Source organism: Parabacteroides sp. AT13 (genome assembly GCF_002272965.1).
GTDB lineage: Bacteria > Bacteroidota > Bacteroidia > Bacteroidales > Tannerellaceae > Parabacteroides > Parabacteroides distasonis.
The window spans coordinates 954,014-978,602 of the sequence record NZ_NQMH01000002.1; the positions used below are offsets into that span (position 1 = coordinate 954,014).

The window sequence follows — 24,589 nt, forward strand, 5'->3', positions numbered from 1 at the left end:
TAGCAACATCATGACCAAGAAACTACACAAGGAAATCCCCATCGACTACGCCGTCTGCCAGCAACAAGATTGCCCTCGGGCCGAGAAGTGTCTGCACCAGATCGCCTACCGGCCGCTCATCGAACAACCGGCAACCGTATTACGGCTGCTGAACCCCACCCTCTGTACCCGGGATGGGGCTTGCCCCTACTTCCGAGACTCCGTTCCCGTCACCTACGCACGGGGTTTCACCGGAATGCAGAGCCGGATGTTCCCGGCGCAATACCAGCAATTCATGTCGATACTCATGTCCCATTTCGGACGTAACCCCTACTTCGAGCGGCGAAGGGGCGAATTTCCACTCTCACCTAAAGAGCAAAGGATCGTGCTAAACGCCTTGCGAAGGGTCGGAGTGACGGAAGAGCTAAGGTTCGATCATTATGAGGAGAGTGTCAATTGGTATGATTGAGGCAGTACTCCTTATAAAGTACCGCAATACTCAGCCGGACAGTACCGCAGTACTTCGTAAGGAGTACCGCAGTACTTTGCGCACAGTACTACAGTACTTCCTACGGAGTACTGGCAGATGCCTTAGCCATCTATCCAAGTCGCTATTACCGAGGCCGGGACGAGTGTCATGGCGCCTCCTCGCATCTCTCTTGGGGATCGGCGTGGCGGCGTGGTGTGTCATGTATGGCATCGTGCCCCGGCAATTATTTCCCGCCCCCTGCTCTACCTTATTATATTCGGCCGAGGGCGAGCTTTTAGGCGCACGTATCGCACCGGACGGGCAATGGCGTTTCCCGGCGGCGGATAGCTTGCCTAATAAATTCGTGGATTGCTTGCTCACGTATGAGGATAAACGGTTCTTTTACCATCCCGGTATAGACCTCGCCGCCATCTTCCGGGCGATCCGCTTGAACGGGAAAGCGGGGCGTGTGGTGAGCGGAGGAAGCACCTTGACCATGCAATTGGCACGCATAGCGAGAGGGAACCAAGATCGGACCTTCTACGAGAAAACGATCGAGATGTGCTGGGCGCTCTTTCTGGAAACCACCCATAGCAAACAAGAGATACTGAACCTCTATGCCTCGCACGCTCCCTTCGGGGGAAACGTGATCGGGCTGGAGACCGCCGCATGGCGTTATTTTGGGCGAAGCGCCTCCGAGCTATCGTGGGCCGAGAGCGCCACGCTCGCAGTTCTTCCCAACTCCCCCGCCTTGATCCACCCCGGGAGAAACCGGAAACAACTGAAGGAGAAGCGGGATCGCTTATTGGCTTCCCTTCAAAAGAAAGGTGTATTGGAGGAGACCGAATACGAGCTGGCCTGCATGGAGCCACTTCCCGAAGCCCCTCTCCCTTTACCTAATGATGCCCCGCATCTGTTGGAAAGACTGGCCGCGGAACAACCGGGGCAACGCATCCAAACCTCCGTCCGCCAAGCCCTGCAACGACAGACACAGGCCCTCGTAAACCGTTATGCCCGTGAATACAGTTCCAACCATATCTATAATCTGGCGGCGATCGTAGCGGACGTGGAGACCGGGGAGGTATTGGCCTACGCCGGAAACGCTACCTATCCGGCCGACGAGCGGCGGGGGAACCAAGTGGACATCATTACCTCGCCCCGCAGCACGGGAAGCATCCTCAAGCCCTTCCTGTATGCCGGTATGCTGCACGACGGGCTGTTGCTCCCCTCCATGCTGGTATCGGACGTGCCCTTGAATATAAATGGCTTCTCCCCCCATAATTACAACAAGACATTCTACGGGGCGGTACCGGCCCATGTAGCCATAGAGCGCTCCTTGAACGTGCCCTTGGTACGTATGCTCTCCCAGTATAATACCGGACGCTTTATGTCTTTGCTGAAATCGTGGGGAATGACTACCTTACGTTTCTCCGAGGAACATTACGGGGCTTCCTTGATCTTGGGAGGGGCCGAGGGAACCTTATGGAATCTTTCCGGCATGTATGCCTCCATGTCTCGTGTGCTTAAACATTACCGTACTTACAACGGACGCTATAATCCGGCGGACATCCATCCGCTGACTCCCTTTCCGGCGGAGAGGAAGGAACCCATCCGTTCCCTTACCGATAGCCGGCTCACCGATAAGGCTCTCCTTTCCTCCGCGGCCCTGTGGTACACGTTCGAGGCGATGTCCGCCCTTAACCGTCCCGAGGAAGAGGCCGACTGGCAACAATTCGAGTCGATGAAACGGATTGCGTGGAAGACCGGGACGAGTTACGGGGGACGAGACGCTTGGGCGATCGGCACGACTCCCCGCTACGTCGTCGGCGTATGGGCCGGTAACGCTTCCGGCGAGGGCCGTCCAGGACTTACGGGTGTCGGCAACGCCGCCCCGGTCCTTTTCGATCTCTTTTCCCTATTGCCCGGTGGAGAATGGTTCGACCTGCCCTACGATGAGACGCTTCCCATGGCGATCTGCCGGAACAGCGGACATAAAGCCTCGCCCTACTGCGAGCAAACGGACACCTTATACATGCCGCTGTCCGGCAATAACACGGGGATTTGCCCCTACCATAAGCTCGTGCATCTATCGGCGGACGGACGGTACAGGGTCAATAGTTCCTGCGAATCTGTCGACCGGATGATCAGCCGCCCGTGGTTCGTGCTTCCTCCCGCGCAGGAGTATTACTACCGCAACTATCACATCGATTATATCCCGCTCCCTCCGGTAAAACCCGGCTGCGGGCAAGACCTGAACCGCCAGATCGAACTGATCTATCCCGAGCATAACGCCATTCTCTACCTTCCGAAAGGCTTCTCCGGGAAGTCCGAGAAATTTATCTTCAAGGCCGCCCACGCCCGCCGTGACGCTACGATTTACTGGCATCTGGACGAAAGCTATCTGGGAGAGACCACCGAGAATCACCAGATCAGTTGCTCCGTGAGCCAAGGAAAACATCTCCTTACCCTCATCGACAACGAGGGGAACCAGAAGAGAATACAATTCGAGGTCAAGTAAAGCATCCGTTAAGCCTTGACCTTGACCCAAACAGCCAATTTGCCTCCCTTGACAAGGAAACGGCCTTTCCCTTCCTCATCAATCGCCACGGTATCTTTTACCGAGCCTGTGATCTCATGCCATACCTCGCCTTTCCGGTTCTCCCCCACAGACATTGTTTTCTCTCCATCTTCCCCGTTCGAGATAACCAACGCCAAGCCCGAATCAGCATGTCCCGAATCTCCCAAGCGTACGAAGCCGATCGTGTTCGGATGATCAAAATAATCCACCTCTTCCCCGTACGCATATTCTTTCCGGGCACGCAATAGCATATCCAATACCTTACGATGGGGAGATTTCTTCCCTTTTACGCCATAATAATCCCCATAAAAGATACACGGATACCCCTTCTTCATCAACAGGATCAAACCGTAGGCGGAAGGTTTGAACCAATCCTTCACCTGCGACTCCAAAGAACTGTTTTTCTGGGAATCATGGTTATCCACGAAGGTGACGGCTTGATCCGGGCATATCTCGACCAAGGTCCCTTTTAATAGATCGCGTAAATCATAGTCACGACCTTTCTCGGAAGCCTCATTCAAGTTATAATGTAAGGCTACGTCAAACAAATCCACGTTATATTCTACTTGCGACAGGTAAGCCTCCAACGATTCGGTATCGTTTTTCCAATATTCCCCGACAGCGTAGAAACCCTCTCCCCGATCCGCTCTCACCGCCTCCAGAAAATGCTTGATAAACTGGTCGTTCATATGCTTGATCGCATCAAGGCGCATACCGTCCAAGTTTAGTTCGTTCGATACCCAGATCCCCCAGTCCTGCATCTCACGCACGACTTCGGGGTTATCGAAATCCAGATCGGCGAACATGAGATAGTCGTAATTTCCATTCTCATCATCGACTCCCTCACTCCAATGTTTTCCCTCTCCCAGAATCTGGAATATACCTTCCTTCTTGCGGGATACATCATAGTCCGTCCCGGAGAAATGAAACCAATGCCATTTAAAATTAGAATACATATTGCCACGCCCCGGGAAGTCGAAGCCGGTCCAGCCCTCTATCTCATGGGGTTCGCTGGTAGCGTTTTCCCGTTGCCCAGGATCTACCTCTTGCGCCATAAACCACTCGGTATAATCGGCTCCCGCCTTATGGTTCATCACGGCATCCAGATATACGCCAATCTGGTTCCGGTGAAGTTCCTCGATCATTTCTTGAAGTTCCTGTTTAGTTCCATACTTGGTGCGTATGGTCCCTTTTTGGTCAAACTCCCCCAAATCATATAGATCATAGGTTCCATACCCCTCGTCCGCTTGCTCATGGCCTTTGTAAGCGGGTGGAATCCATACGGCGCTGATCCCGATCTCATGTAAATGCGAGGCATCATCCTTCAGCCGTTTCCACAGCATTCCATCGTTCGGCAGATTCCATTCGAAATACTGCATCATTACTCCATTTTCCATATGTTTCTTCTATTTGTTGATAAAACAACACTTCTCAAGCGTCATAAGTTGCTGAAACTAACCACCACCTCCTTTTGTTATAGTAAAAAACTAAAGAATAATAAGATGGATTCAAAGCATGTTACAGAGAGTACGTCCGGTCAAGAGGACATTCAAAAGACTTGGTGGAAAGAAGCGATTATATATCAAATCTATCCCCGTAGCTTTCAAGACAGCGATGGCGACGGAATCGGTGACTTAAACGGTATTACCTCCCGCTTGGATTATATACAAAGCTTGGGTGTGGATATCATCTGGTTAAACCCGATCTTTCTCTCTCCCAACGATGATAATGGCTACGACATCAGCGACTATCGGGAAATCATGCGGGAATTCGGTACGATGGAAGATTTCGACCGCCTCCTGAAAGAGATTCATAAACGGGAGATGCGACTGGTACTGGACTTGGTAGTAAACCATACCAGCGACGAGCATCCTTGGTTCGAGGAAGCCCGTAAATCCAGACATAATCCCTATTATAATTATTACCATTGGTGGCCGGCCGAGAAAGGTGAGCCTCCCTTGCGCCTCAGCTATTTCGACGAGGAAGGCAACGCTTGGATGTATAACAAGTCAACCGACTCGTATTACCTGCATTATTTCTCCCGGAAACAACCCGACTTAAATTGGGAGAACCCGGAGGTACGCCAAGAGATTTTCGATATGATGCGCTTCTGGTTCGATAAAGGGATAGACGGTTTTCGCATGGATTCTATCTCTCTTATCGCCAAAGATCCCTCATTCCCTCTCATAGATTCCAAGAAATATCCGGATATCTTTTCTTTCTATGCCAAAGAGCCTCGCCTACACCTCTATCTTCACGAGATGAATCGGCAGGTATTAAGCAAATACGATTGTATGAGTGTTGGAGAAGGTTCGGCCGTGATGGTAGATGATGTCGCTAAATTTGTCGATCCGGCCCGGGAAGAGTTGAATATGCTTTATCATTTCGACGCCGCCCGTATCCGGAATACAACCCTACCGGACAATCCGGAATCCGGTATAGACTATAGCTTGATCGCCCTAAAGAAGATGTTTACGGAATGGGATAAGGCGGTAGATAAGGGTTGGCCCTCGATCTACTTGGGTAATCATGACCAGCCCCGTATGGTCAGTCGCTTTGGTAGCGATAAGGATGAGTTCAGGGCCTTGTCCGCTAAGATGCTTATTACTTTTCTGCTTACGATGAGAGGAACGCCTTATTGGTTCGCCGGGGACGAGATAGGTATGCGTAACATTCGGTTCGACCGTATCGAGGATTATAACGATATCGATACGATCAACCGCTATAAGAAAGCGAAAGCAGAGGGTAAAGATCCGCAGGCGGTATTGGACGAACAGAAAGAGACCGGACGAGACAACGCCCGCACTCCTTTCCAATGGGATCGCTCGCCGGAAACGGGATTTACGGCAGGAACCCCTTGGTTAAAGGTAAATCCGGATTATACTTGGATAAACGTAGCGGACGAAGAAAAAGATCCGACCTCCATACTTAATTATTTTAAGAAAGTAGTCAGTTTCCGTAAGGAGAATCCGAGTTTGATTTATGGCAGTTATCATTTGCTGGATGCGGAGAATCCCCAATCCTATACCTTTTTACGCAAGACTGGGGCCGACACTTATCTGATTATGCTCAATTTCTCCCCCAAGGCGGCAATCTCCACTCCGGGGATAGATATGAGTAACGCACACGTCCTATTGGACAATTACGGGGACCGAAGTCATATGGCGCCTCAAAAAGATATCACGCTCCGTCCTTTCGAAGCGATTGTCTTTCAATTGAACCATCCCGTCTATGAATCCTTCATAGATTCGCTAGATCTTTTGGAATGATTCGTTAAAAAGAGATACAAAGCGCAACCAAAGACTTTTCGGATGTGTTTAAATACAAAGCATCAGAACTTTTAAATAAAATATAAAACTATTCGTTATGGGATTTATTTGGTCTATTATCATCGGTATCGTTGCCGGCTATCTGGCTGGTAAGATTATGCGTGGAGGAGGTTTCGGGGTCATTGTTAATTTGATCCTAGGTATTATTGGAGGTGTATTGGGTGGCTGGGTATTCAGCTTACTAGGCATATCGGCCGGTGGTATCTTAGGAAGCTTGATAACCTCTACGGTCGGAGCTATTTTGTTATTATGGATCGGCTCGCTATTCAACAAATCCAAAGAGGTTTAAGAAGGCGTGCTCAATTATCAAATCATATATTACATGGCAACAAGATCTCACGAAACTTTAGTTACGGCATAATATAATGTAAAAGGCAGTCCTTGCCGGACTGCCTTTTTATTTAGATCGTTTCCACTTTTTCTTTAGGTAAAACCCATTTCAATACCAGATAACCGCAAAGACCGGATATAAACGATCCCGTGAATACACCCAGCTTCGCCTGATTCAAGAGATCGGCACCCGCCGCCGTACTGCCGTCAAAGGAAAGATTCGCTATAAACAAAGCGACCGTGAAACCGATTCCTCCCAACATGGATACTCCAAATAAATTACGCTTGCTCATGCCTGTAGGCATGGAGGCAAATGGCGTACACGCGAACAAGTAAGAGAAAGAGAATATACCTAATGTCTTTCCTACAAATAGGCCCACGAACACTGCCAACGGAACATTAACTAATGTCTGGGGTTGGATATCCCCGAATGTCACACCGGCATTCACGAAAGCGAATAAAGGAAGTATCACATAGTTTACCAAAGGATGCAACTTATCAGCGATGGTCTGCAACGGACTGATCGTTTTATCCGCCAACGTATGGATGTTATTCAATACCTGAATTTGTGTAGGCGTAAGCACTTCCGCTTTACGGGACTGACGAACCTCGGTATAGTCCAGCATATTCAAATACCCGGTCATATCACACGTGAAATCATCTAGCTTAACAACCGGACGGGCAGGAACCGTAAAGGCGATCAACACGCCGGCGATTGTCGGATGGATTCCTGACTCCAGAAATAGCAACCAAACGATAAAGCCACCGATATAGAAAAACAATCGGTTGTGTACCCGGAACTTTCCTCCCACATACAACAAAGCGAGGACTATCAGGGATATCAACAAAGGCTCGAAAGCGATATGCCCGCTATAAAACAGGGCGATAATTATGATACCTCCAATATCATCCACCACAGCCAAGGCGGTCAAGAAGATACGCATGCTCAACGGCACCCGCTTCCCCAACAAGCCCAATACGGCCAAGGCGAAAGCGATATCCGTAGCCATCGGAATAGCCGCCCCGTTTACCTCGGGAGGCGTATTACATACTAACATATAAAATAAGACCGGCACGATCATTCCACCACAGGCGGCGATAATAGGCAATAGCGCCTTCCGCACGGAACTCAACTCACCGATCAATACCTCTTGCTTGATCTCCAGACCGATCACGAAAAAGAAAACCGCCATAAGGGCGTCGTTCACGAAAGCCAGCATAGACATAGTCTCGCCATGATGCGCAAAGAAGTTAAACTGCCCGGCTTGCAGATCGATTGGAAAAGCTAATAACTGGTGATACCTATCTGCCCAAGGCGAATTGGCCAAGACCATAGCAACGATGGTAGCGGCAAACAATAAAAGACTAGCGTTCGGCTTCTGTATAGCGAAGCGACGCAACGGTTTAAGGATAACATTAATCGTACGGTCCATAAATAATAAGTTAGATGAAGGTCTTCAACAATTGATCGTACTATGACTATTCCCTTTCCCTCCCAAGAGGGAAACGGGATATCATCTTGAAATACCTTCAAGTGTTTTTTCTATTAATTGACAGCTTTGGCTTTTCCTGCTTGCTCCAGGTTATAAGCGCTGCGTGTGAGTTTCTCTACCCAGATGACAAAGATACCAGTTAAAATTAAATTAAACACAATAGTTAACACAGAAATTATCAACATAGGGCCACCTAATCCATATCCCAAGGCTATGAAAATAACGCCGGCTCCTACCTCTCCACGGGTAAACATACCGATAGACAGCGCCAAACGCTCCCGTTTCATCCGGTCACGGTAGAAAAACAAAGGAAATAGTTTACCGATATTGGATAAGAATGAGACGATTACGACGTGTAAAGCGATCATTGACCATGACATCATCGGCTGGGAACCTGTCACCGTAGTTACTTCCGCCGCTTGCTGAGCGAAATCCACGCCCATAAACACCGGCATGCTCACTCCGACAAGGAACATAAAGAGATAAGAGATAAAATCGGACACTTGATGCTCGATCTTGGTATCGATATGCTTATGCCGCATGATCATACCTACGACAAACGCAGGTAAAAGTACCTCGATATGGATGCTAGCCTCCTCCCCGTACATATGTTTCGATACCAGATAAATCACTTGCGTGATACCAAACGTCACGACAGCATAGAACAAGATGGCTTTCCAGTCTTGACGTACATTATAATATCCCATTTTCTTCCAACCCAGAATCAAGAGCAATACCACAACCAGAATAATGACTCCCAATTGCCAGCGCAAGCCGATCATCATGATTTGCAACGGGATCATCAACAGGATCGTATCCAAGTCGTCGAAGATCGCCAATACCTGTACCTTCTTATACACCCAAGAGGCTTTTAGCCCGGCGGCGGCCAACATCGTAAACAAGATACCCGCCGAGGTAGGCGCGGCGAACCGGCTTAGCAACAGGTTCTCCTTCCAAGCGTCCCAACTTCCCCATAAATCGCCCGGAAGCAAGACAAACATATAATATAAAGCCACGAATATCCACGGAAACGCAGCCGTAGCCATCGCTATGAAATAATCTTCGGTATAAGACCTCCACCGGGTCTTATCAATCTCGAACTCACGCCCCACATTAATCATGATAAACGCAAGGCAAATAAACAAAAATGTATTAGAGATCGTCTTTACCAGCGAATACTGTTCCCCCACCATAGCGGGAAGCATTTGCGACACGACCAAACCCAACACTAGAAAAAAAGAGAATAAAAGAACTTTTTTCATTCAGATAAAACTATATTAATATTTACACAATAAAATGCAGGGGCAGGGTTCCTCATGAGCCTTGTCTCTACAAAAAACAATTGAAAATTGAATTAGTTGATCGCTTGCTACTCTTTTAGATAAGCGGTCTCAACCTTTAACAAGCGATTCTTGAGGCGTTCGGCCTCCCCTTTACGGATACGAAGCGTCATCTCGCAATCCATCTCGAACTTCTGTGAGATGATAGCGGGGTTATCCTCTTTTACGATACGCATGATCCCGTTCAGGTATGGGTATTCGAAAACGACCGTGATGTCCTCGTCTACCGTACGTTCCTCGATCTCTGCGGCGGCGATAGCCTCGGCGGCGGCCGTGCGATAAGCGACGATCAGCCCGCTGGTTCCTAACTCGATTCCACCAAAGTAACGTACTACGACAATCAATAAATCGGTCAGCTCATTCGAGTTGATCTGTCCGAGGATCGGTTTCCCGGCCGTGGAAGAAGGCTCCCCGTCATCGTTGGCCCGGAACGTCTGCCGCTCTGGACCTAACATATACGCCCAGCATACATGGCGGGCATCATAATATTGTTTACGGTATTTCTCCAGTTGCTCCTTCACCTCTTCTACCGTACGCACGGGGATAGCATACGAGATAAAGCGGCTGCGCTTCTCGGTATAATATCCCTCGGCTACTTGCTTGATGGTCTTGTAACTGTCGTCTGCCATAAATCAATCCGGTATTTTAGTGTTAGACACTTCCTCCCGGTACGCCCGGAAATCTTTCATGATCTCTTCGATCTCCTCGATGAAATAAGGATCTTTCACCTTATTCCTCACCTCCTCATAATAGGTCTCTATGGCAGCCAACGCACATACGTCCTGCCCTCTCAGCACGAAGTAAGGTTCCTCCTTCTCCACGCACTGCTTGATCATTTGTATAGGATTCTTCATTTTTTCTTATTTGCTATATCTAACTCTTCTTTCAAGAACGGAGCCGTAAACCCGACGCCACTCTTTGCTAAAGCTTCCGGAGTTCCGGTAAAAAGGACATTGCCTCCACGACGACCGCCCTCGGGACCCATATCGATCAAGTAATCGGCGCTCTTGATAACATCGAGGTTATGTTCGATAACGATGATCGTGTTGCCTTTATCCACCAACTTGTTCAATACCCCCAGCAAGACCCGGATATCCTCGAAGTGCAGACCGGTGGTAGGTTCATCCAATACATAAAGCGTCTTTCCCGTATCCCGCTTCGCCAGCTCGGTAGCCAGCTTGACACGTTGGCTCTCGCCACCGGATAAGGTAGTAGAGGGTTGCCCCAACTTGATATATCCCAGACCTACATCTTGCAGGACCTTGATCTTGGATAAGATCGTCGGGATATTCTCGAAGAACTCCACTGCCATATTAATCGTCATATCCAAGATATCCGCAATTGATTTCCCACGAAAACGAACCTCTAGGGTTTCCCGGTTATATCGCTTGCCGTGACAATCCTCGCAAGGCACCAGCACGTCCGGTAGGAAATTCATCTCGATCGTCTTATAGCCATTTCCCTTACAGGTCTCGCACCGTCCGCCCGATACGTTAAAAGAGAAACGTCCCGGTTTATACCCTCTCACCTTCGATTCCGGAAGTTCCACGAACAGATTCCGGATATCCGAGAATACCCCCGTATAGGTAGCCGGGTTGCTCCGGGGGGAACGACCGATCGGAGATTGATCCACATTCACGATCTTATCTACATGCTCGATTCCCTCGATGACGTCGTATGCCAAGGGGTCTTCCAGCGAGTGATAGAAATGCTGGCTCAAGATCGGTTGCAGCGTGCGATTTATCAAGGTAGACTTTCCGCTACCCGACACACCCGTGACGCAAATAAGCGTACCCAAGGGAAAAGACACGTCCACATGCTTCAGGTTATTGCCACTGGCTCCCTTGATCGTAATAAACTGCCCGTTGCCTTTCCGACGCTCGGCAGGAACGGCTATCTCCGTGTTTCCATTCAGATAGGAAGAGGTCAAGGTATCTACACGCAACATCTCCTTGGGCGTTCCCTCAAAGACGACCTCACCACCCAGACGGCCCGCTTTAGGCCCCATATCCACCACGTAATCGGCACTCAGCATCATATCCTTATCATGCTCCACGACGATCACGGAGTTTCCCGTATCACGCAATTGTTTCAGGGAATTAATCAAACGGACGTTGTCCCGTTGGTGTAAACCGATACTCGGCTCATCCAATATATAAAGTACGTTCACCAATTGACTTCCGATCTGGGTAGCCAAACGGATACGCTGGCTCTCACCGCCAGACAAGGTAGCGGAACCCCGGTTCATGGAAAGATAATCCAATCCCACATCCAGCAAGAAGCGCAGGCGGGAGCGTATCTCCTTCAATATCTCCGTAGCGATCCGAAGCTGTTTCGGGTCCAGCTTCTCCTCGATACCCTCCAGCCACTCGTATAATTCCGAGATATCCATGGCCGACAACTCGGCGATATTCTTTCCCGCTATCCGGTAGCTCAACGCCTCCTTATTCAATCGCCAGCCGTTACATTCCGGACAAGTGGCCATCTTGATGAATTGTCCCGCCCATTTCTGCGCCGAGGCGGATGCCTCGCTCTCCTGTTGCATCAAGATATACTTGGCGACTCCCTCATACGACAAAAAATAGTTAGACGATCCTAACGAGTCATTCTTGATCTGCAACCGCTCGTCCGTACCGTTCATGATCTCGTCCATCGCCTCCTCGGGAATATCCCGTATAGGCGTCTTGATCGTCACGCCATGCTTTTGGCAAAGCGCCTCAATCTGCCAGAATATCAACGAATTCTTATATTTACCCAAAGCGACGATGCCACCGCTATATATACTTAAGGATGGATCGGGAACGATCTTGTCCATATCCAACAAATTGACCTGTCCTAAGCCTTTACATTTCGGACACGCTCCTTGAGGGGAGTTGAACGAGAAATTATGCGGAGCCGGCTCACTGTAAGACAATCCGGTCACCGGGTCCATCAAACGACGACTATAATGGCGAACCTCGTTAGTCTCGGCATCCAGTATCAGCACAAGGCCATCGCCTTGCTTCATGGCGATCTTCAAGCTCTCTTTCAAACGACGCTCGTCTGCCTCGGAGACAATCATCTTATCGATCACCACCTCGATGCTGTGCATCTTATAACGATCCAGCTTCATCCCATGGAAGATCTCTTTCAACTCGCCATCGACACGGACGTTCAGATATCCTTTTTTACGTATCTGCTCGAAAAGTTCCTTATAGTGCCCCTTACGATTACGGACCAACGGAGCCAAGAGATACGTTTTTTTCCCGTTGTACTCATCCAAGATCAGCCGTAAGACTTGATCCTCGGTATATTTCACCATCTTCTCCCCGCTCAAATAGGAATAGGCCTCTCCCGCCCTAGCGTAAAGCAAACGGAAAAAGTCATAGATCTCGGTAGTCGTACCGACGGTGGAACGAGGATTCTTATTGGTTGTCTTTTGCTCAATGGAGATAACCGGACTCAGACCCGTTATCTTATCCACATCGGGTCTCTCCATATTCCCTAAGAAATTCCGGGCGTAAGCCGAGAATGTCTCCACATACCGCCTTTGTCCCTCAGCGAAAATCGTATCGAACGCCAATGATGACTTGCCGCTACCACTCATGCCGGTAATCACCGTCAACTTATTCCTCGGAATCTCTACATCTATATTCTTCAGATTATGAACACGTGCGCCAAGTATGGATATGCGCCCGCCTTCCAATGCCTGCTTATCTTTTATCATCTTTTACCTATCTGGTTTTAGGGGCCGTAAAGATACGAAAAAAACAGAAGCCAATCAAACTTTCCAGCAAATCATAGTGTAATCTCCGCCACTTCCTCCAGCCTGTTTGTTCCCTACGGGAAGACCTCGCAGTATCCACTGTAGGAACTAGAGTTTCTATTTATCCTTCACCTCTGGCTGGGGAGAAGGAGCCTGCATGTTCTCATAAAACCTTTTTTTCTCCTCGTTACTTTTTTGGACAAGGCTTGTCACATATACCGTAAATATTGGAAACATCATCATGCCCAAAGCAGCCAATACGACCGAAAGGACTCGCCCCGTAACCGTAATAGCGGATATGTTAGAGCCAACCGTTGTCACATCCATAAACGCCCACCATAGAGCGTCCCCATAATTAGCCACCAACGGGTTCACCTTGTGCTCCAAGACAAAAAATATAAGACTTGAGAAATAAACCGTGGCCAGCAACATCGTCAAGTAAGAGACAAACAAGCCCGACGCCTTATTGTACGACAACCATCCCACCACGATCGCCAACGCATACCCACCCCGTACCAAAGGAACGAAACGTAAGAAATAACTAAGCTCGGGTGAGGTGATAATATGATAATATTCTATTATATTTTGGTAAGGGATCGCTACGAGCAAGAAAATAAAGTGCGTTCGCAAATAACGTAATTTATCTTTCGACAGGAAAAATTCCAAAACAAAATCGAAAAGAAAAAACAAACAGATCCATAATTGAATCTTCTTATAAGAAGTTTGCGTGTAAAAGGGAATATTCTTAAATGTATCGATGGAGATACTGATAACCAAGAACAGCGACAACAATAGTATAATGATATGTAACACACCATATACTCCCTTCTTTCTCAATGCGAAATCAAATACGGCCATTTTCATAAGCGTTACTATTTATTTAATTATAATCCTTTTCATTTTGGTTTATGACAACAAACCTCATATACCATTTGTTTAAACAGCGAAATGTGTTAATTAACCAAGTTTTACGTAGCAAAAACAAAACATCTTCTTTGATTCGCTGTTATAAACTCAGACTTAAACGAGAGAAGTAATTCTCATTTTTAAAACATAAATCTATGGCAAATATCAACAAGACAGTAAAGCTAGGTGTGTTTACCCTAGCAATCATGAACGTGACGGCAGTAGTATCTTTACGCGGACTGCCAGCAGAAGCCGTATACGGACTAAGTTCGGCTTTCTATTACTTATTCGCGGCAATCGTATTCTTAATCCCGACCTCTTTGGTGGCAGCGGAATTAGCGGCAATGTTCCAAGACAAACAAGGTGGTGTATTCCGTTGGGTAGGTGAGGCCTATGGAAAACGTCTAGGCTTTCTGGCTATCTGGGTTCAATGGATTGAAAGTACGATCTGGTATCCGACAGTATTAACTTTTGGAGCCGTATCCATCGCCTTCATCGGTATGGATCATCCCGAAGATATGCTGCTGGCGAATAACAAATACTACACATTAGCGATCGTGTTAATTATTTATTGGCTGGCTACATTTATCTCACTAAAGGGATTGAGTTGGGTTGGAAAAGTAGCGAAAATCGGAGGTATGGTAGGTACTATCATACCAGCGGCGTTACTCATCATTTTAGGTATCGTATACCTAGCGACTGGCGGGCATTCCAATATGGATTTCCACAGTAACTTCTTCCCCGACTTCAGTAAATTCGACAACTTAGTCTTAGCCGCAAGTATCTTCCTTTTTTACGCAGGTATGGAAATGGGCGGTATTCACGTGAAAGACGTTGACAATCCTTCTAAAAACTATCCGAAAGCTGTATTTATCGGTGCCTTGATCACCGTTGTAATCTTCGTACTAGGAACTTTTGCGTTGGGTATTATTATCCCAGAGAAAGACATCAATCTTACGCAAAGTTTATTAGTGGGATTCGACAATTACTTCAAGTACATTCATGCCTCATGGTTATCCCCAATTATCGCTATCGCTTTGGCATTTGGCGTATTAGCAGGAGTATTGACATGGGTCGCTGGTCCTTCCAAAGGTATATTCGCAGTTGGTAAAGCAGGTTATCTGCCCCCGTTCTTCCAGAAGACCAATAAGATCGGCGTACAGAAAAACATCCTTTATATCCAAGGAGCGGCTGTTACACTTCTTAGCTTATTATTCGTGGTAATGCCATCCGTACAAAGCTTTTATCAGATCTTATCACAGCTTACGGTGATCTTATATTTAATAATGTATATGTTGATGTTCTCCGGAGCGATCGCATTACGTTATAAGATGAAAAAGGCAGGTCGTCCTTTCCGTATCGGAAAAGGTGGCAATGGCTTGATGTGGTTGATCGGAGGTTTAGGATTCTGTGGTTCCTTATTAGCGTTCGTATTAAGTTTCATTCCTCCTAGCCAGATTTCTACAGGAAATAATACGGTTTGGTTCGCCGTTCTCTTCATCGGTGTAATTGTTGTCGTTGCGGCACCGTTTATTATCTATGCGTCTAAGAAAGCATCTTGGGTAGATCCGAACACTGAATTCGAACCGTTCCATTGGGAAGTAAAAAATGACGTATCCGAGACGAATACGACAAAAGCATAACACACATTCATCTCGATAATAACCTAGTCCGGGCTGCGAAAATATTGTAGCTCGGACTTTTTCGTAAAAATAGCACAGAATATTTACGTTTTATTATGTGTATTATAAAAATGTAATTATCTTTGCGATAGTATTCATAAAATAAAATATCAAAAGAACTATGGCACGTACAGTAGATTATTCAAAAAAGGCAGAGAAAATCAAAGAGCAAGTAGATGAATTAGTACAAGAATTAATGGCTGCTAAATCGGCTCCGGTAGTTTCCAAAAGAAGTTTAAAAGTAGCTGACATCAATTTCGAGAACGAGGATGTTAATACATTAATGCAAATACAAGCTCGCCTCGCTCGCGTTATCTTGGAGAAGAGCAAATAAGAAAAAACTCTGCTAAGGTTTTAATAAAAGTGCCTTTCCCGTCTTTAAGGATGTTTCGGAAAAGGCACTTTATTTTTTAGGTCTCGTGCGAACTTTCAAAGAAAAAGCTTATCTTTGAAAACCTAATCAATAACATGTATGGAACTAACACTCCCAACGAAAGTTAATGTGACACATCCCATCATGCTAGACACGAAGATATTAGTCGTGATCGGAGCGAACGGTGCGGGAAAAAGCTCTTTTGGCAGAGATTTATTGGAGAGATATGCGGGTCAAGCGAAAAGAATATCCGGTATACATGCCTTATTCATCAGCGATGACGAATCTAAATTATCGGCCTCCAATGAATTCGCACGTTTACAGTCTATGATCAAAGAACGACTGTTCATGCCACGTATTTCTGAATACGAGAAACTGATTTTGCAACTCCAGAGCGAGGAGTTCGAGGCGGCAGTCAATTTCAAGGAAGCCTGCAAGACTAATAACGAAGTAGATCCTCCGATCACCAAGATAGATATTATACAAGCGATCTGGGAAAAGATGTTTCCGCATAATCGTCTGATACGAAAGTCGGGATTTATCGAGCTTGTATCCACGGGGCGTGATTCAAATTCCTACACCGCCGGACGCATGAGCGATAGCGAGAAACTGGTGTTCTACTTGATTGGGGCCGCATTATGCGCATGCCCGAACGCCTTGCTCGTGATCGAAGAGCCGGAAACCCTTCTCCACAACTCCATAAAGAACCAGCTTTGGGACGAGATTGAGGCGATACGTCCGGACTGTACGTTTGTTTATCTCACACATGACATTGATTTCGCCACCTCCCGCTCCGACAGCAAACGGATCTGGATTCGTTCTTACGACGCGGATCATTCCGTATGGGATTACGAGTTGATCGAGAGTAATGAAAGTTTCCCGGAAGAAGTATATATGGAAATACTTGGCAGCCGGAAACCGATCTTGTTTATCGAAGGGACCGACACGAACAGTATCGACAGTAAGCTTTACCCCTTCATATTCCCCGATTATTTGGTGAAACCGATGGGTGGTTGCCAAAAAGTAATCGAGACAACCAAAGCGTTCGGCCAACTGAAAGACTTCCATACATTAGATAGCAAAGGTATCGTAGATCGTGATAGGCGTACACAAGGAGAAATAAACTATCTACGGGAACAACATATTTATGTACCGGACGTAGCGGAAGTGGAGAACCTATTGATGATAGAGGATGTGATCAAGACGGTCGCCAAACGGTTGATGAAAGATCCGGACGATGTTTTCAAGCAAGTGAAAGAAAACGTAGTACGTCTTTTCCAAAAAGAACTGGACTCGCAAGTAATCCTTCATGCCAAACATCAAGTCCGTAAAAAACTGGAGACTACCGTTGATCGCAAGATAACGACGGTGGAGCAATTAACCGAACATGTAGAGAGTATCCGTCTGAACATCCATGTGGAAGAAATATACAAAAACATAAAAGAAGAGTTCGAGTCTTATATAGAAACGGAGAACTACAAAAGCATCCTCCGTGTTTATAATCAAAAAGGGATGTTACCACAGAGCCGCCTATGCGCGATCTGCGGTATCAGTAACAAAGAGAGTTATTTAAACCTGATTCTCTCCATATTAAAGGAAAACAAGGAGGATGCGGAAGCGATACGAAAGGCTATCAAACATTCATTGGGCACATAAAAAGTTTCTAAAAATGCGGGGAAAGTCCATAAAAAATTGTTCTTTTGCAAACTGTTTTATAACATTAATGGGCCAAAGCCCTATATATTAATTGTCATATGCGTACACCTACACTTCAATATCTTTACTTGCAAAAGCCGGTAACCATGATGGTAGTAATCTGTATTATATCTGTGTTACCTTGGATCGGCCTCGGCGACTTCTCCACCAAAGGGGAACCCCGGGAAGCGGCCGTAGCGATCTCCATGCTCGAGACGGGCAATTGGGTCTTGCCACAATCCTACGCCAACGAGTTCGCTTTTAAGCCACCGATGGCGCATTGGTTAATGGCTGCTTTCTCCTATCCACAGGGATATGTTTCCGAGTTCACCTCCCGCTTGCCATCGGCTTTAGCCTTTATTACCTTGATCGGGTTCGTATTGGTCTTTTTCGGTAAACGAATCGTAAAGTTTCAGGAGGCATTCATAGCGACCCTCCTATTGGTCACCTGCGTAGAGATACATCGGGCGGCCATGACGACTCGGGTGGATATGTTGCTCACTACTTTCATCGTCATAGGGCTTTTCCAGCTATATCGATGGGAAGATAAATTAGAGCTGAAAGGACTTCCCATATTCATACCTTTATTATTAGGATGCGCCGTTCTGACCAAAGGACCGGTAGGCGTAGTATTGCCCCTATTCGTATTCGGCATTTATCTATTAATGTTAGGTCAATACAGTTATCTCACCATATTCAAGACTTTATTATATGCGGGAATTTCCTCTTTATTCCTACCGATGTTGTGGTATACCGCCGCATGGAAGCAGGGGGGAGATGAGTTCCTTAATGTCGTATTAGCGGAGAATTTCGCTCGTTTCTTACACCTAAACACTCCTGAAATTTCCTATGATCTGGGGCATGAGAATGGTGTTTGGTACAATTTCATGACGTTGGCGGCAGGCTTTATACCTTGGACTATTTTCTTTTTCTTCTCTTTATTCGGGCTGAAACTTAGCAAGCCTGAGCAACCTATTAAAGAGATCTTAAAGAATACGTGGAAACGTATCCGCTCCATGGAAAAAGTTCGTTTATTTAGTTTGGTTGCTTTAATCGGCATCCTTTTCTTCTATTCGATCCCTTCCAGTAAACGAAGCGTATATTTAATGCCGGCTTATCCGTTCATTGCCTTGTTCTTGGCTCAGTATGCCTTATATATTACAGAATACCGTACGAAAGTAACTCGGGTATTCGCTGCCTTTTTAGCTTCCGTAGTAAGTGTCGTCATGATAGCGATCTTGCTTACGGTATTCGGTATTATTGATCCTGTTGGTATCGTCGGTCAATATACACAAAACGCATCGACCTTGGACATGGTACGAATGGTATCAAAAGTATTGGTTCATCCCAGCACGCTTACGATCTGTATTATCTTCATAAATCTATTGATATTAGGAACGGTCTATTACCAGATGTTCAAGAAAATAAATATCAAGATTCTCTACGCTACGATAGCCTTAACATTCTCGATTAATTTATTAATCGACGGTGTCATTATGAGAGGTATTCGTGAAGGGGATTCTTGCCGCATTTTCGCTGAACGTATCCTGAAAGAATATCCATTGAATAAAAAGAATGTATATGTCGTAAATAACCTTCGGATTTATCGGAATCTGTACGGGTTAAACTTCTATATGGGAAATATCTTCCATGACTTCGATAAAGAAACACCCGCCAAAGGTTATTTCCTGATCGGAGAAAATGAGATGGAAAAGGTACTTTCCACATACGGGAATAAATATACCTTCCGTACACTGACTAAGTCCGATCAAACGTTCAGCGAGCTAAAACAAAAAATTGTACTTAGCGAGTTCGAGTTGAAATAGAAATGTAACATCTAATAATATACCATGAATAGTTCCTATATTTCCCCTTTCGCTAAGCCGGTCTACATCATGTTGAAACCGGTTGGTTCTGTTTGTAATTTGGCATGCGAGTATTGTTATTACCTTGAGAAAAGTAAGTTCTATCCAGACGTGAAGAATCACATCATGACAGATCAGATACTCGAGAAGTTCATCAAGGAATACATGGAATGCCAAACCATGCAAGAAGTCTTGTTTACATGGCATGGAGGCGAGACGCTGATGCGGCCGATCAGCTTCTATAAAAAAGCCTTGGAGTTGCAGCGTAAGTATGCGGGAGGACGGCAAATAGATAACTGTATCCAAACCAATGGTACCCTATTGAATGATGAGTGGTGCCAATTTTTCAAGGAAAATAATTTCTTGGTGGGTGTATCTATCGATGGCCCGCAAGAGTTCCACGACGAATACCGTAGGAACCGGCAGGGACTCCCCTCTTTCTATAAGGTGATGAAGGGAATCGAGTTGCTGAAAAAACATGGGGTAGAGTATAACGCCATGGCCGTCGTGAATGATTATAACGTGGATTATCCGCTGGAATTCTATAATTTCTTCAAGGAACTGGATTGCCGTTTCATCCAATTCGCCCCGATCGTGGAGCGTATCGGCCGGCACAAGGAAGGCACCAAGCTATCTTCTCCCGAGGAGCAAGACGCAGCGATCGAGCTAGCTCCGTTCTCGGTAGATAGCGAGAAATGGGGGGATTTCCTTTGCGCCTTGTTCGACGAGTGGCTAAAAGAGGATGTCGGCAAGTTCTACATCCAATTATTCGATTCCACCTTGGCGAACTGGGTAGGCGAACAACCCGGGGTCTGCTCCTTGGCCCGCCATTGCGGTCACGCCGGGGTAATGGAGTTCAATGGCGACGTATATGCTTGCGACCATTTCGTATTCCCGGAATACAAACTCGGGAATATCCAAACAAAGACATTAACGGAGATGATGTACAGTCCGGTACAACAAAAGTTTGGAACGGATAAAGAAGATAAGCTCCCTACGCAATGCAAGGAATGCGAATATCTTTTCGCTTGCCATGGAGAGTGCCCGAAAAACCGGTTTCTCCATACGCCGAATGGAGAGCCGGGACTAAATTATCTATGTAAGGGATACAAGAAATTCTTCAAGCATGTAGCTCCTTACATGGACTTTATGAAAAAAGAATTATTGAATCAACGTCCACCCGCAAACGTGATGGATTGGGCTAAACAACAACAACATGAATATTAACAGACGTGATTTCATTAAAACAGGAGGTATGGTTATGCTTGGAACATTAGCGGCTCCTTCCTTACTAGGAAGTTGCACCGGTAGTGAGGGGGATAAAGCAGCCGGTATTTCATTCGCCATGAATTATTTCAAGGTGAGTGAGGGGGATTTGAGGAAGGTATTGGCGGCAGCCTTGGAGAAAGGCGGGGATTATGCCGATTTGTTTTTTGAGCATTCATACAGGAACAACGTAGGGTTGCAGGATGGTGCCGTAAACCGTGCCTCATCTAACATCGATTTTGGGATGGGCGTACGTGTTTTGTCCGGCGACCAAACGGGATATGCCTACGTGGAGAACGTCAGCTTGGACGAGATGCTAAAGGCGGCTCGTACGGCCGCACGGATCGCCACCGGATCAGCGAATACCGCTCCTATCAACTTAACGGAAGAAAAGCATACGAACAATTTCTATAGCGTACAAACACCTTGGGACGAGATAGCCATTAATGACAAGATGCCTTTCTTGCAGAAACTGAACGATCAGATATTCGCAAAGGACAAGCGGGTCACCAAGGTGATGGCCTCTTTGGGAGACACGACCTCTCATATCTTATTCTGTAACTCGGAAGGGCAGATTTATTACGATTATCGCCCGATGAGCGCCTTGAGCGCCGTCTGCATCATGGAGGATAACGGGAAGATCGAGAACTCGTACGCCGCACGGGCTTTTCGTATGGGAGCGGAATTCCTGACGGACGACCTGATCGACGAGCTTGCCCAAGAGGCAGTGGATAAGACCTCTATCTTATTTCAGGCGATCAAGCCAAAAGGCGGGGAAATGCCTGTTGTCATGGGTGCCGGTGGCTCTGGCATCTTATTGCACGAGGCGATCGGCCATGCTTTCGAGGCGGATTTCAACCGTAAGAACACCTCTATTTTCTCCGATCAGCTGAACAAGAAAGTTTGCAACGAGCATATCAACGTGGTGGACGACGGCACGATTCCTTTCAACCGGGGCTCGGTCAATATCGATGACGAGGGTGTGGACGGACAAAAAACCTATATCGTACGGGAGGGAGTCTTGACCAGTTATCTGCACGATCGTATCAGCGCAAAACATTACGGCATCCCCTCTACGGGCAATGGCCGCCGGGAGTCTTTCCGTCAGATGCCTATCCCCCGTATGCGTGCCACTTATATGGAAGCGGGCAACGTGACGGAAGAGGAGATCATCTCTACCGTAAAGAAAGGTATCTATGCCGCCAACTTCACGAACGGGCAGGTACAGATTGGCGCAGGCGATTTTACCTTCTTCGTGAAGGATGGTTACTTGATCGAGAACGGCAAGCTCACCCAACCTATCAAGGATATCAATATCATCGGTAACGGCCCGAAAGCGTTGGCGGATATCACGATGGTGGGTAATAATTATAAAATGGATAACGGCACATGGACCTGCGGTAAGGATGGACAGTCTTGCCCGGTAACCTGCGGTATGCCGTCGGCCTTAGTCAGCAAACTTACAGTAGGAGGAGAAAACTAATATGATAACAAACGAAAATAAGAAATTGGCTCAATGGGCCATGGAATATGCCTTGAAGAATGGTTGTCAGTCTTCACGTGTCACGCTTTACAATGGTTCCAGCAGTTCGTTTGAGATACGGGATATGAAAATAGACCGTCTGCAACAGGCGTCCGAGAACAGCATGGTGGTTCATTTGTTCGTGGACGGCCGTTACGGCTCCTACTCTACCAATCGCTTGGATAAGAAAGAGCTGGAGAAGTTCATCAAGGATGGTATCTCCGCCACTCGTTTCCTCGCCGAGGACAAGGCTCGCACGCTGCCGGACGCTTCCTTGTATTATAAAGGTGGGGCGGCGGACTTGCGATTGGTCGACCCGAATTTCGACTCCGTGCAACCGGACGACAAGGTAGCGTTGGCCATGAGCGTCTGTGAGGAAATCATGGGCAAAGACGACCGGATCATCTCCGCCAACGCTTCCTACAGCGACGAGAAGGACTTTAAGTACATGGTAGCCAGCAACGGTTTCGAAGGCGAGGCTTCTGGTTCCTCTTATGGCTTGGTGGGGAGTGTCAGCATCCGTGGGGAGGGTGACGCCCGTCCCGAGTCTTATTGGTACGACTCTTCCTTGTATTATGACGAGCTGGTGAAGACCGGTATCGGTACGAAAGCGCTGGAACGGGTGCTTCGAAAACTGGGACAGCGGAAAGTGGCGTCCGGTAAATATACCATGATCGTGGATAACATGAACTCCAGTCGTCTGCTTTCTCCAGTAATCGGAGCCATTTATGGTTCCTCCATCCAGCAAAAGAACTCTTTCTTGTTGGATAAGATCGACCAAAAGGTAGCGAGCGACAAGATGACCTTGATAGATGAGCCTCATTTGGTAAAGGCTTCCGGCGCACGTTATTTCGATAGCGAAGGTGTTGCCACGAAACGTCTTCCGGTATTCGAGCAGGGTATATTGAAAACGTATTATATCGATACGTATTCCGCCAACAAGATGGGCATGGAACAAACGATCGGCTCTCCCTCGATTCTTACCATGCGGAATGGTGATAAGGATCTGGACGGATTGATCGCCTCTATCGACAAAGGTATATTGGTGACCGGCTTCAACGGTGGAAACTGCAATAGCACGACCGGCGATTTCTCGTATGGTGTGGAAGGTTTCTTGATCGAGAGAGGCAAGCTATCCCAACCGATCTCCGAGATGAACGCCACGGGTAATATGCTCTCCCTATGGAGTAACCTAGCGGAAGTCGGAAACGACCCCCGCCTATCCTCCAGCTGGCGAATCCCTTCCTTGCTTTTCAATGGGGTTGATTTTAGCGGATTATAAATACAAGAAACAACATCCGGAAGAACAAGAATAAAAGAAGCCGGAACCGCTAAACACAGTTCCGGCTTCTTTATTTTTCCTTACACCAAATTATAGATCGCTATAAAATGGCAAACCGTTCCCCCGAGAACGAATAAATGCCATGCGGAATGCATATATTTATATTTATCCAGAAAGAAAAAAATCGTTCCTAAGGAATAGAACAAGCCTCCTCCGATCAACCAATATAAGACATACATCGAATCCGTACGCTGGAAAACATCGATCAATGGTTTGAAAGCGATAATCACCACCCAGCTCATCAGCAGATAACAAACCGTTTTCAGATTATCCTTTTTCTTCATCCGACGGAAGCTAAACCATACGCCGATAACCGCTGCCAGCCAAACTGTAATAAATAATCCCCAGCCCCAGAAACCCTCGTCGCGGAGAGCCACCAAGGTAAATGGCGTATAAGTACCCGCGATATGCAAATAAATAGCGCTATGATCCCAACGGCGCAACTGGCATTTCCGCTTGGGATCGGAAGCGGCGTGGTAAAAGGTAGAGGTCACATACGAGGAAGTCATGCACAACGCATAAACGGCGAAACTACCGATCACCCACGGATCACCTGTACGAATCCCGGCGATCATCAAGACGACAATCGCCGTTAAGCCGAACAACATGCCCGCACCATGCGTAAGCACATTCGCTACTTCCTCACCATGAGTCTGTCTTTGTTTTCTCATCCAT

At 47.0% G+C, this 24,589-nt stretch carries 19 protein-coding genes; 11 read left to right on the forward strand and 8 right to left on the reverse strand.

From position 1 onward, the window contains the following. Positions 1-10: 10 nt before the first annotated feature. Together CI959_RS18370 and pbpC are read left to right on the forward strand one after the other, a co-directional pair. Positions 11-448 (forward strand): DUF6078 family protein, encoded by a 438-nt coding sequence (locus CI959_RS18370; protein WP_057316974.1) that lies wholly within the window; start codon positions 11-13, stop codon positions 446-448. Further along, positions 420-2,966: a penicillin-binding protein 1C gene (pbpC, locus tag CI959_RS18375; protein WP_081033142.1), complete on the forward strand. Its 2,547-nt coding sequence runs from the start codon at positions 420-422 to the stop codon at positions 2,964-2,966. Before CI959_RS18370 ends, pbpC begins: the two co-directional genes overlap by 29 nt. 8 nt (positions 2,967-2,974) lie before the next feature. On the opposite strand, the gene CI959_RS18380 is transcribed toward pbpC, so the two are convergent. Continuing rightward, positions 2,975-4,423 carry an alpha-amylase gene (locus CI959_RS18380; protein ID WP_005857277.1) on the reverse strand — a complete coding sequence of 483 codons (1,449 nt, stop codon included), beginning with the start codon at positions 4,421-4,423 and terminating at the stop codon, positions 2,975-2,977. Between the two features lie 105 nt (positions 4,424-4,528). Between CI959_RS18380 and CI959_RS18385 the strand changes: the two genes are divergently transcribed. After that, positions 4,529-6,295, forward strand: coding sequence for an alpha-glucosidase (locus CI959_RS18385; protein ID WP_009275111.1), 1,767 nt, complete (start codon positions 4,529-4,531; stop codon positions 6,293-6,295). Between the two features lie 97 nt (positions 6,296-6,392). Beyond that, entirely contained in the window at positions 6,393-6,644 is a 252-nt protein-coding gene (locus tag CI959_RS18390) for a GlsB/YeaQ/YmgE family stress response membrane protein (RefSeq protein ID WP_005857281.1), read from the forward strand. 112 nt (positions 6,645-6,756) lie between these two features. Here the strand turns inward: CI959_RS18390 and nhaA are convergent, their stop codons facing one another. The 6 genes from nhaA to CI959_RS18420 all read right to left on the reverse strand — a co-directional run bounded on the left by nhaA (position 6,757) and on the right by CI959_RS18420 (position 14,127). Next, a complete protein-coding gene (gene nhaA / locus CI959_RS18395; RefSeq protein WP_005857282.1) occupies positions 6,757-8,118 on the reverse strand; it encodes a Na+/H+ antiporter NhaA in 1,362 nt (453 codons plus the stop codon). Between the two features lie 113 nt (positions 8,119-8,231). After that, positions 8,232-9,440 (reverse strand): cation:proton antiporter, encoded by a 1,209-nt coding sequence (locus tag CI959_RS18400; RefSeq protein WP_057316972.1) that lies wholly within the window; start codon positions 9,438-9,440, stop codon positions 8,232-8,234. Positions 9,441-9,547: 107 nt separating this feature from the next. Continuing rightward, complete coding sequence (locus CI959_RS18405; RefSeq protein WP_005857285.1) at positions 9,548-10,147, reverse strand: YigZ family protein; 600 nt, start codon at positions 10,145-10,147, stop codon at positions 9,548-9,550. Between the two features lie 3 nt (positions 10,148-10,150). Next, positions 10,151-10,372, reverse strand: coding sequence for a hypothetical protein (locus CI959_RS18410; RefSeq protein WP_005857287.1), 222 nt, complete (start codon positions 10,370-10,372; stop codon positions 10,151-10,153). After that, positions 10,369-13,224 (reverse strand): excinuclease ABC subunit UvrA, encoded by a 2,856-nt coding sequence (gene uvrA / locus CI959_RS18415; RefSeq protein ID WP_005857289.1) that lies wholly within the window; start codon positions 13,222-13,224, stop codon positions 10,369-10,371. The genes CI959_RS18410 and uvrA overlap by 4 nt, the downstream gene beginning before the upstream one ends. A 156-nt stretch (positions 13,225-13,380) precedes the next feature. Further along, entirely contained in the window at positions 13,381-14,127 is a 747-nt protein-coding gene (locus CI959_RS18420) for a potassium channel family protein (RefSeq protein WP_005857292.1), read from the reverse strand. Positions 14,128-14,324: 197 nt separating this feature from the next. Between CI959_RS18420 and gadC the strand changes: the two genes are divergently transcribed. The 7 genes from gadC to CI959_RS18455 all read left to right on the forward strand — a co-directional run bounded on the left by gadC (position 14,325) and on the right by CI959_RS18455 (position 23,854). After that, positions 14,325-15,812 carry a putative glutamine/gamma-aminobutyrate antiporter GadC gene (gene gadC, locus CI959_RS18425; RefSeq protein WP_005857294.1) on the forward strand — a complete coding sequence of 496 codons (1,488 nt, stop codon included), beginning with the start codon at positions 14,325-14,327 and terminating at the stop codon, positions 15,810-15,812. Positions 15,813-15,972: 160 nt separating this feature from the next. Further along, entirely contained in the window at positions 15,973-16,185 is a 213-nt protein-coding gene (locus CI959_RS18430) for a hypothetical protein (RefSeq protein WP_005857296.1), read from the forward strand. A 138-nt stretch (positions 16,186-16,323) separates the two neighbouring features. Then, entirely contained in the window at positions 16,324-17,880 is a 1,557-nt protein-coding gene (locus tag CI959_RS18435) for a DUF4435 domain-containing protein (RefSeq protein WP_005857298.1), read from the forward strand. Between the two features lie 98 nt (positions 17,881-17,978). Continuing rightward, positions 17,979-19,745 (forward strand): glycosyltransferase family 39 protein, encoded by a 1,767-nt coding sequence (locus CI959_RS18440; protein WP_057316971.1) that lies wholly within the window; start codon positions 17,979-17,981, stop codon positions 19,743-19,745. Positions 19,746-19,769: 24 nt separating this feature from the next. Then, on the forward strand, positions 19,770-21,011 hold the full coding sequence (locus CI959_RS18445) for an anaerobic sulfatase-maturation protein (RefSeq protein WP_005862697.1): 1,242 nt from the start codon (positions 19,770-19,772) through the stop codon (positions 21,009-21,011). Further along, positions 21,001-22,533, forward strand: coding sequence for a metallopeptidase TldD-related protein (locus CI959_RS18450; RefSeq protein WP_057316970.1), 1,533 nt, complete (start codon positions 21,001-21,003; stop codon positions 22,531-22,533). The genes CI959_RS18445 and CI959_RS18450 overlap by 11 nt, the downstream gene beginning before the upstream one ends. Before the next feature lies 1 nt (position 22,534). Then, the gene (locus CI959_RS18455) at positions 22,535-23,854 is read left to right on the forward strand and encodes a TldD/PmbA family protein (protein WP_005857306.1); all 1,320 of its coding nucleotides are present in this window, start codon (positions 22,535-22,537) and stop codon (positions 23,852-23,854) included. An 80-nt stretch (positions 23,855-23,934) separates the two neighbouring features. Here CI959_RS18455 and CI959_RS18460 read toward each other — a convergent pair whose 3' ends face one another. Then, on the reverse strand, positions 23,935-24,585 hold the full coding sequence (locus CI959_RS18460; protein WP_005857308.1) for a hemolysin III family protein: 651 nt from the start codon (positions 24,583-24,585) through the stop codon (positions 23,935-23,937). Positions 24,586-24,589 lie beyond the last annotated feature (4 nt).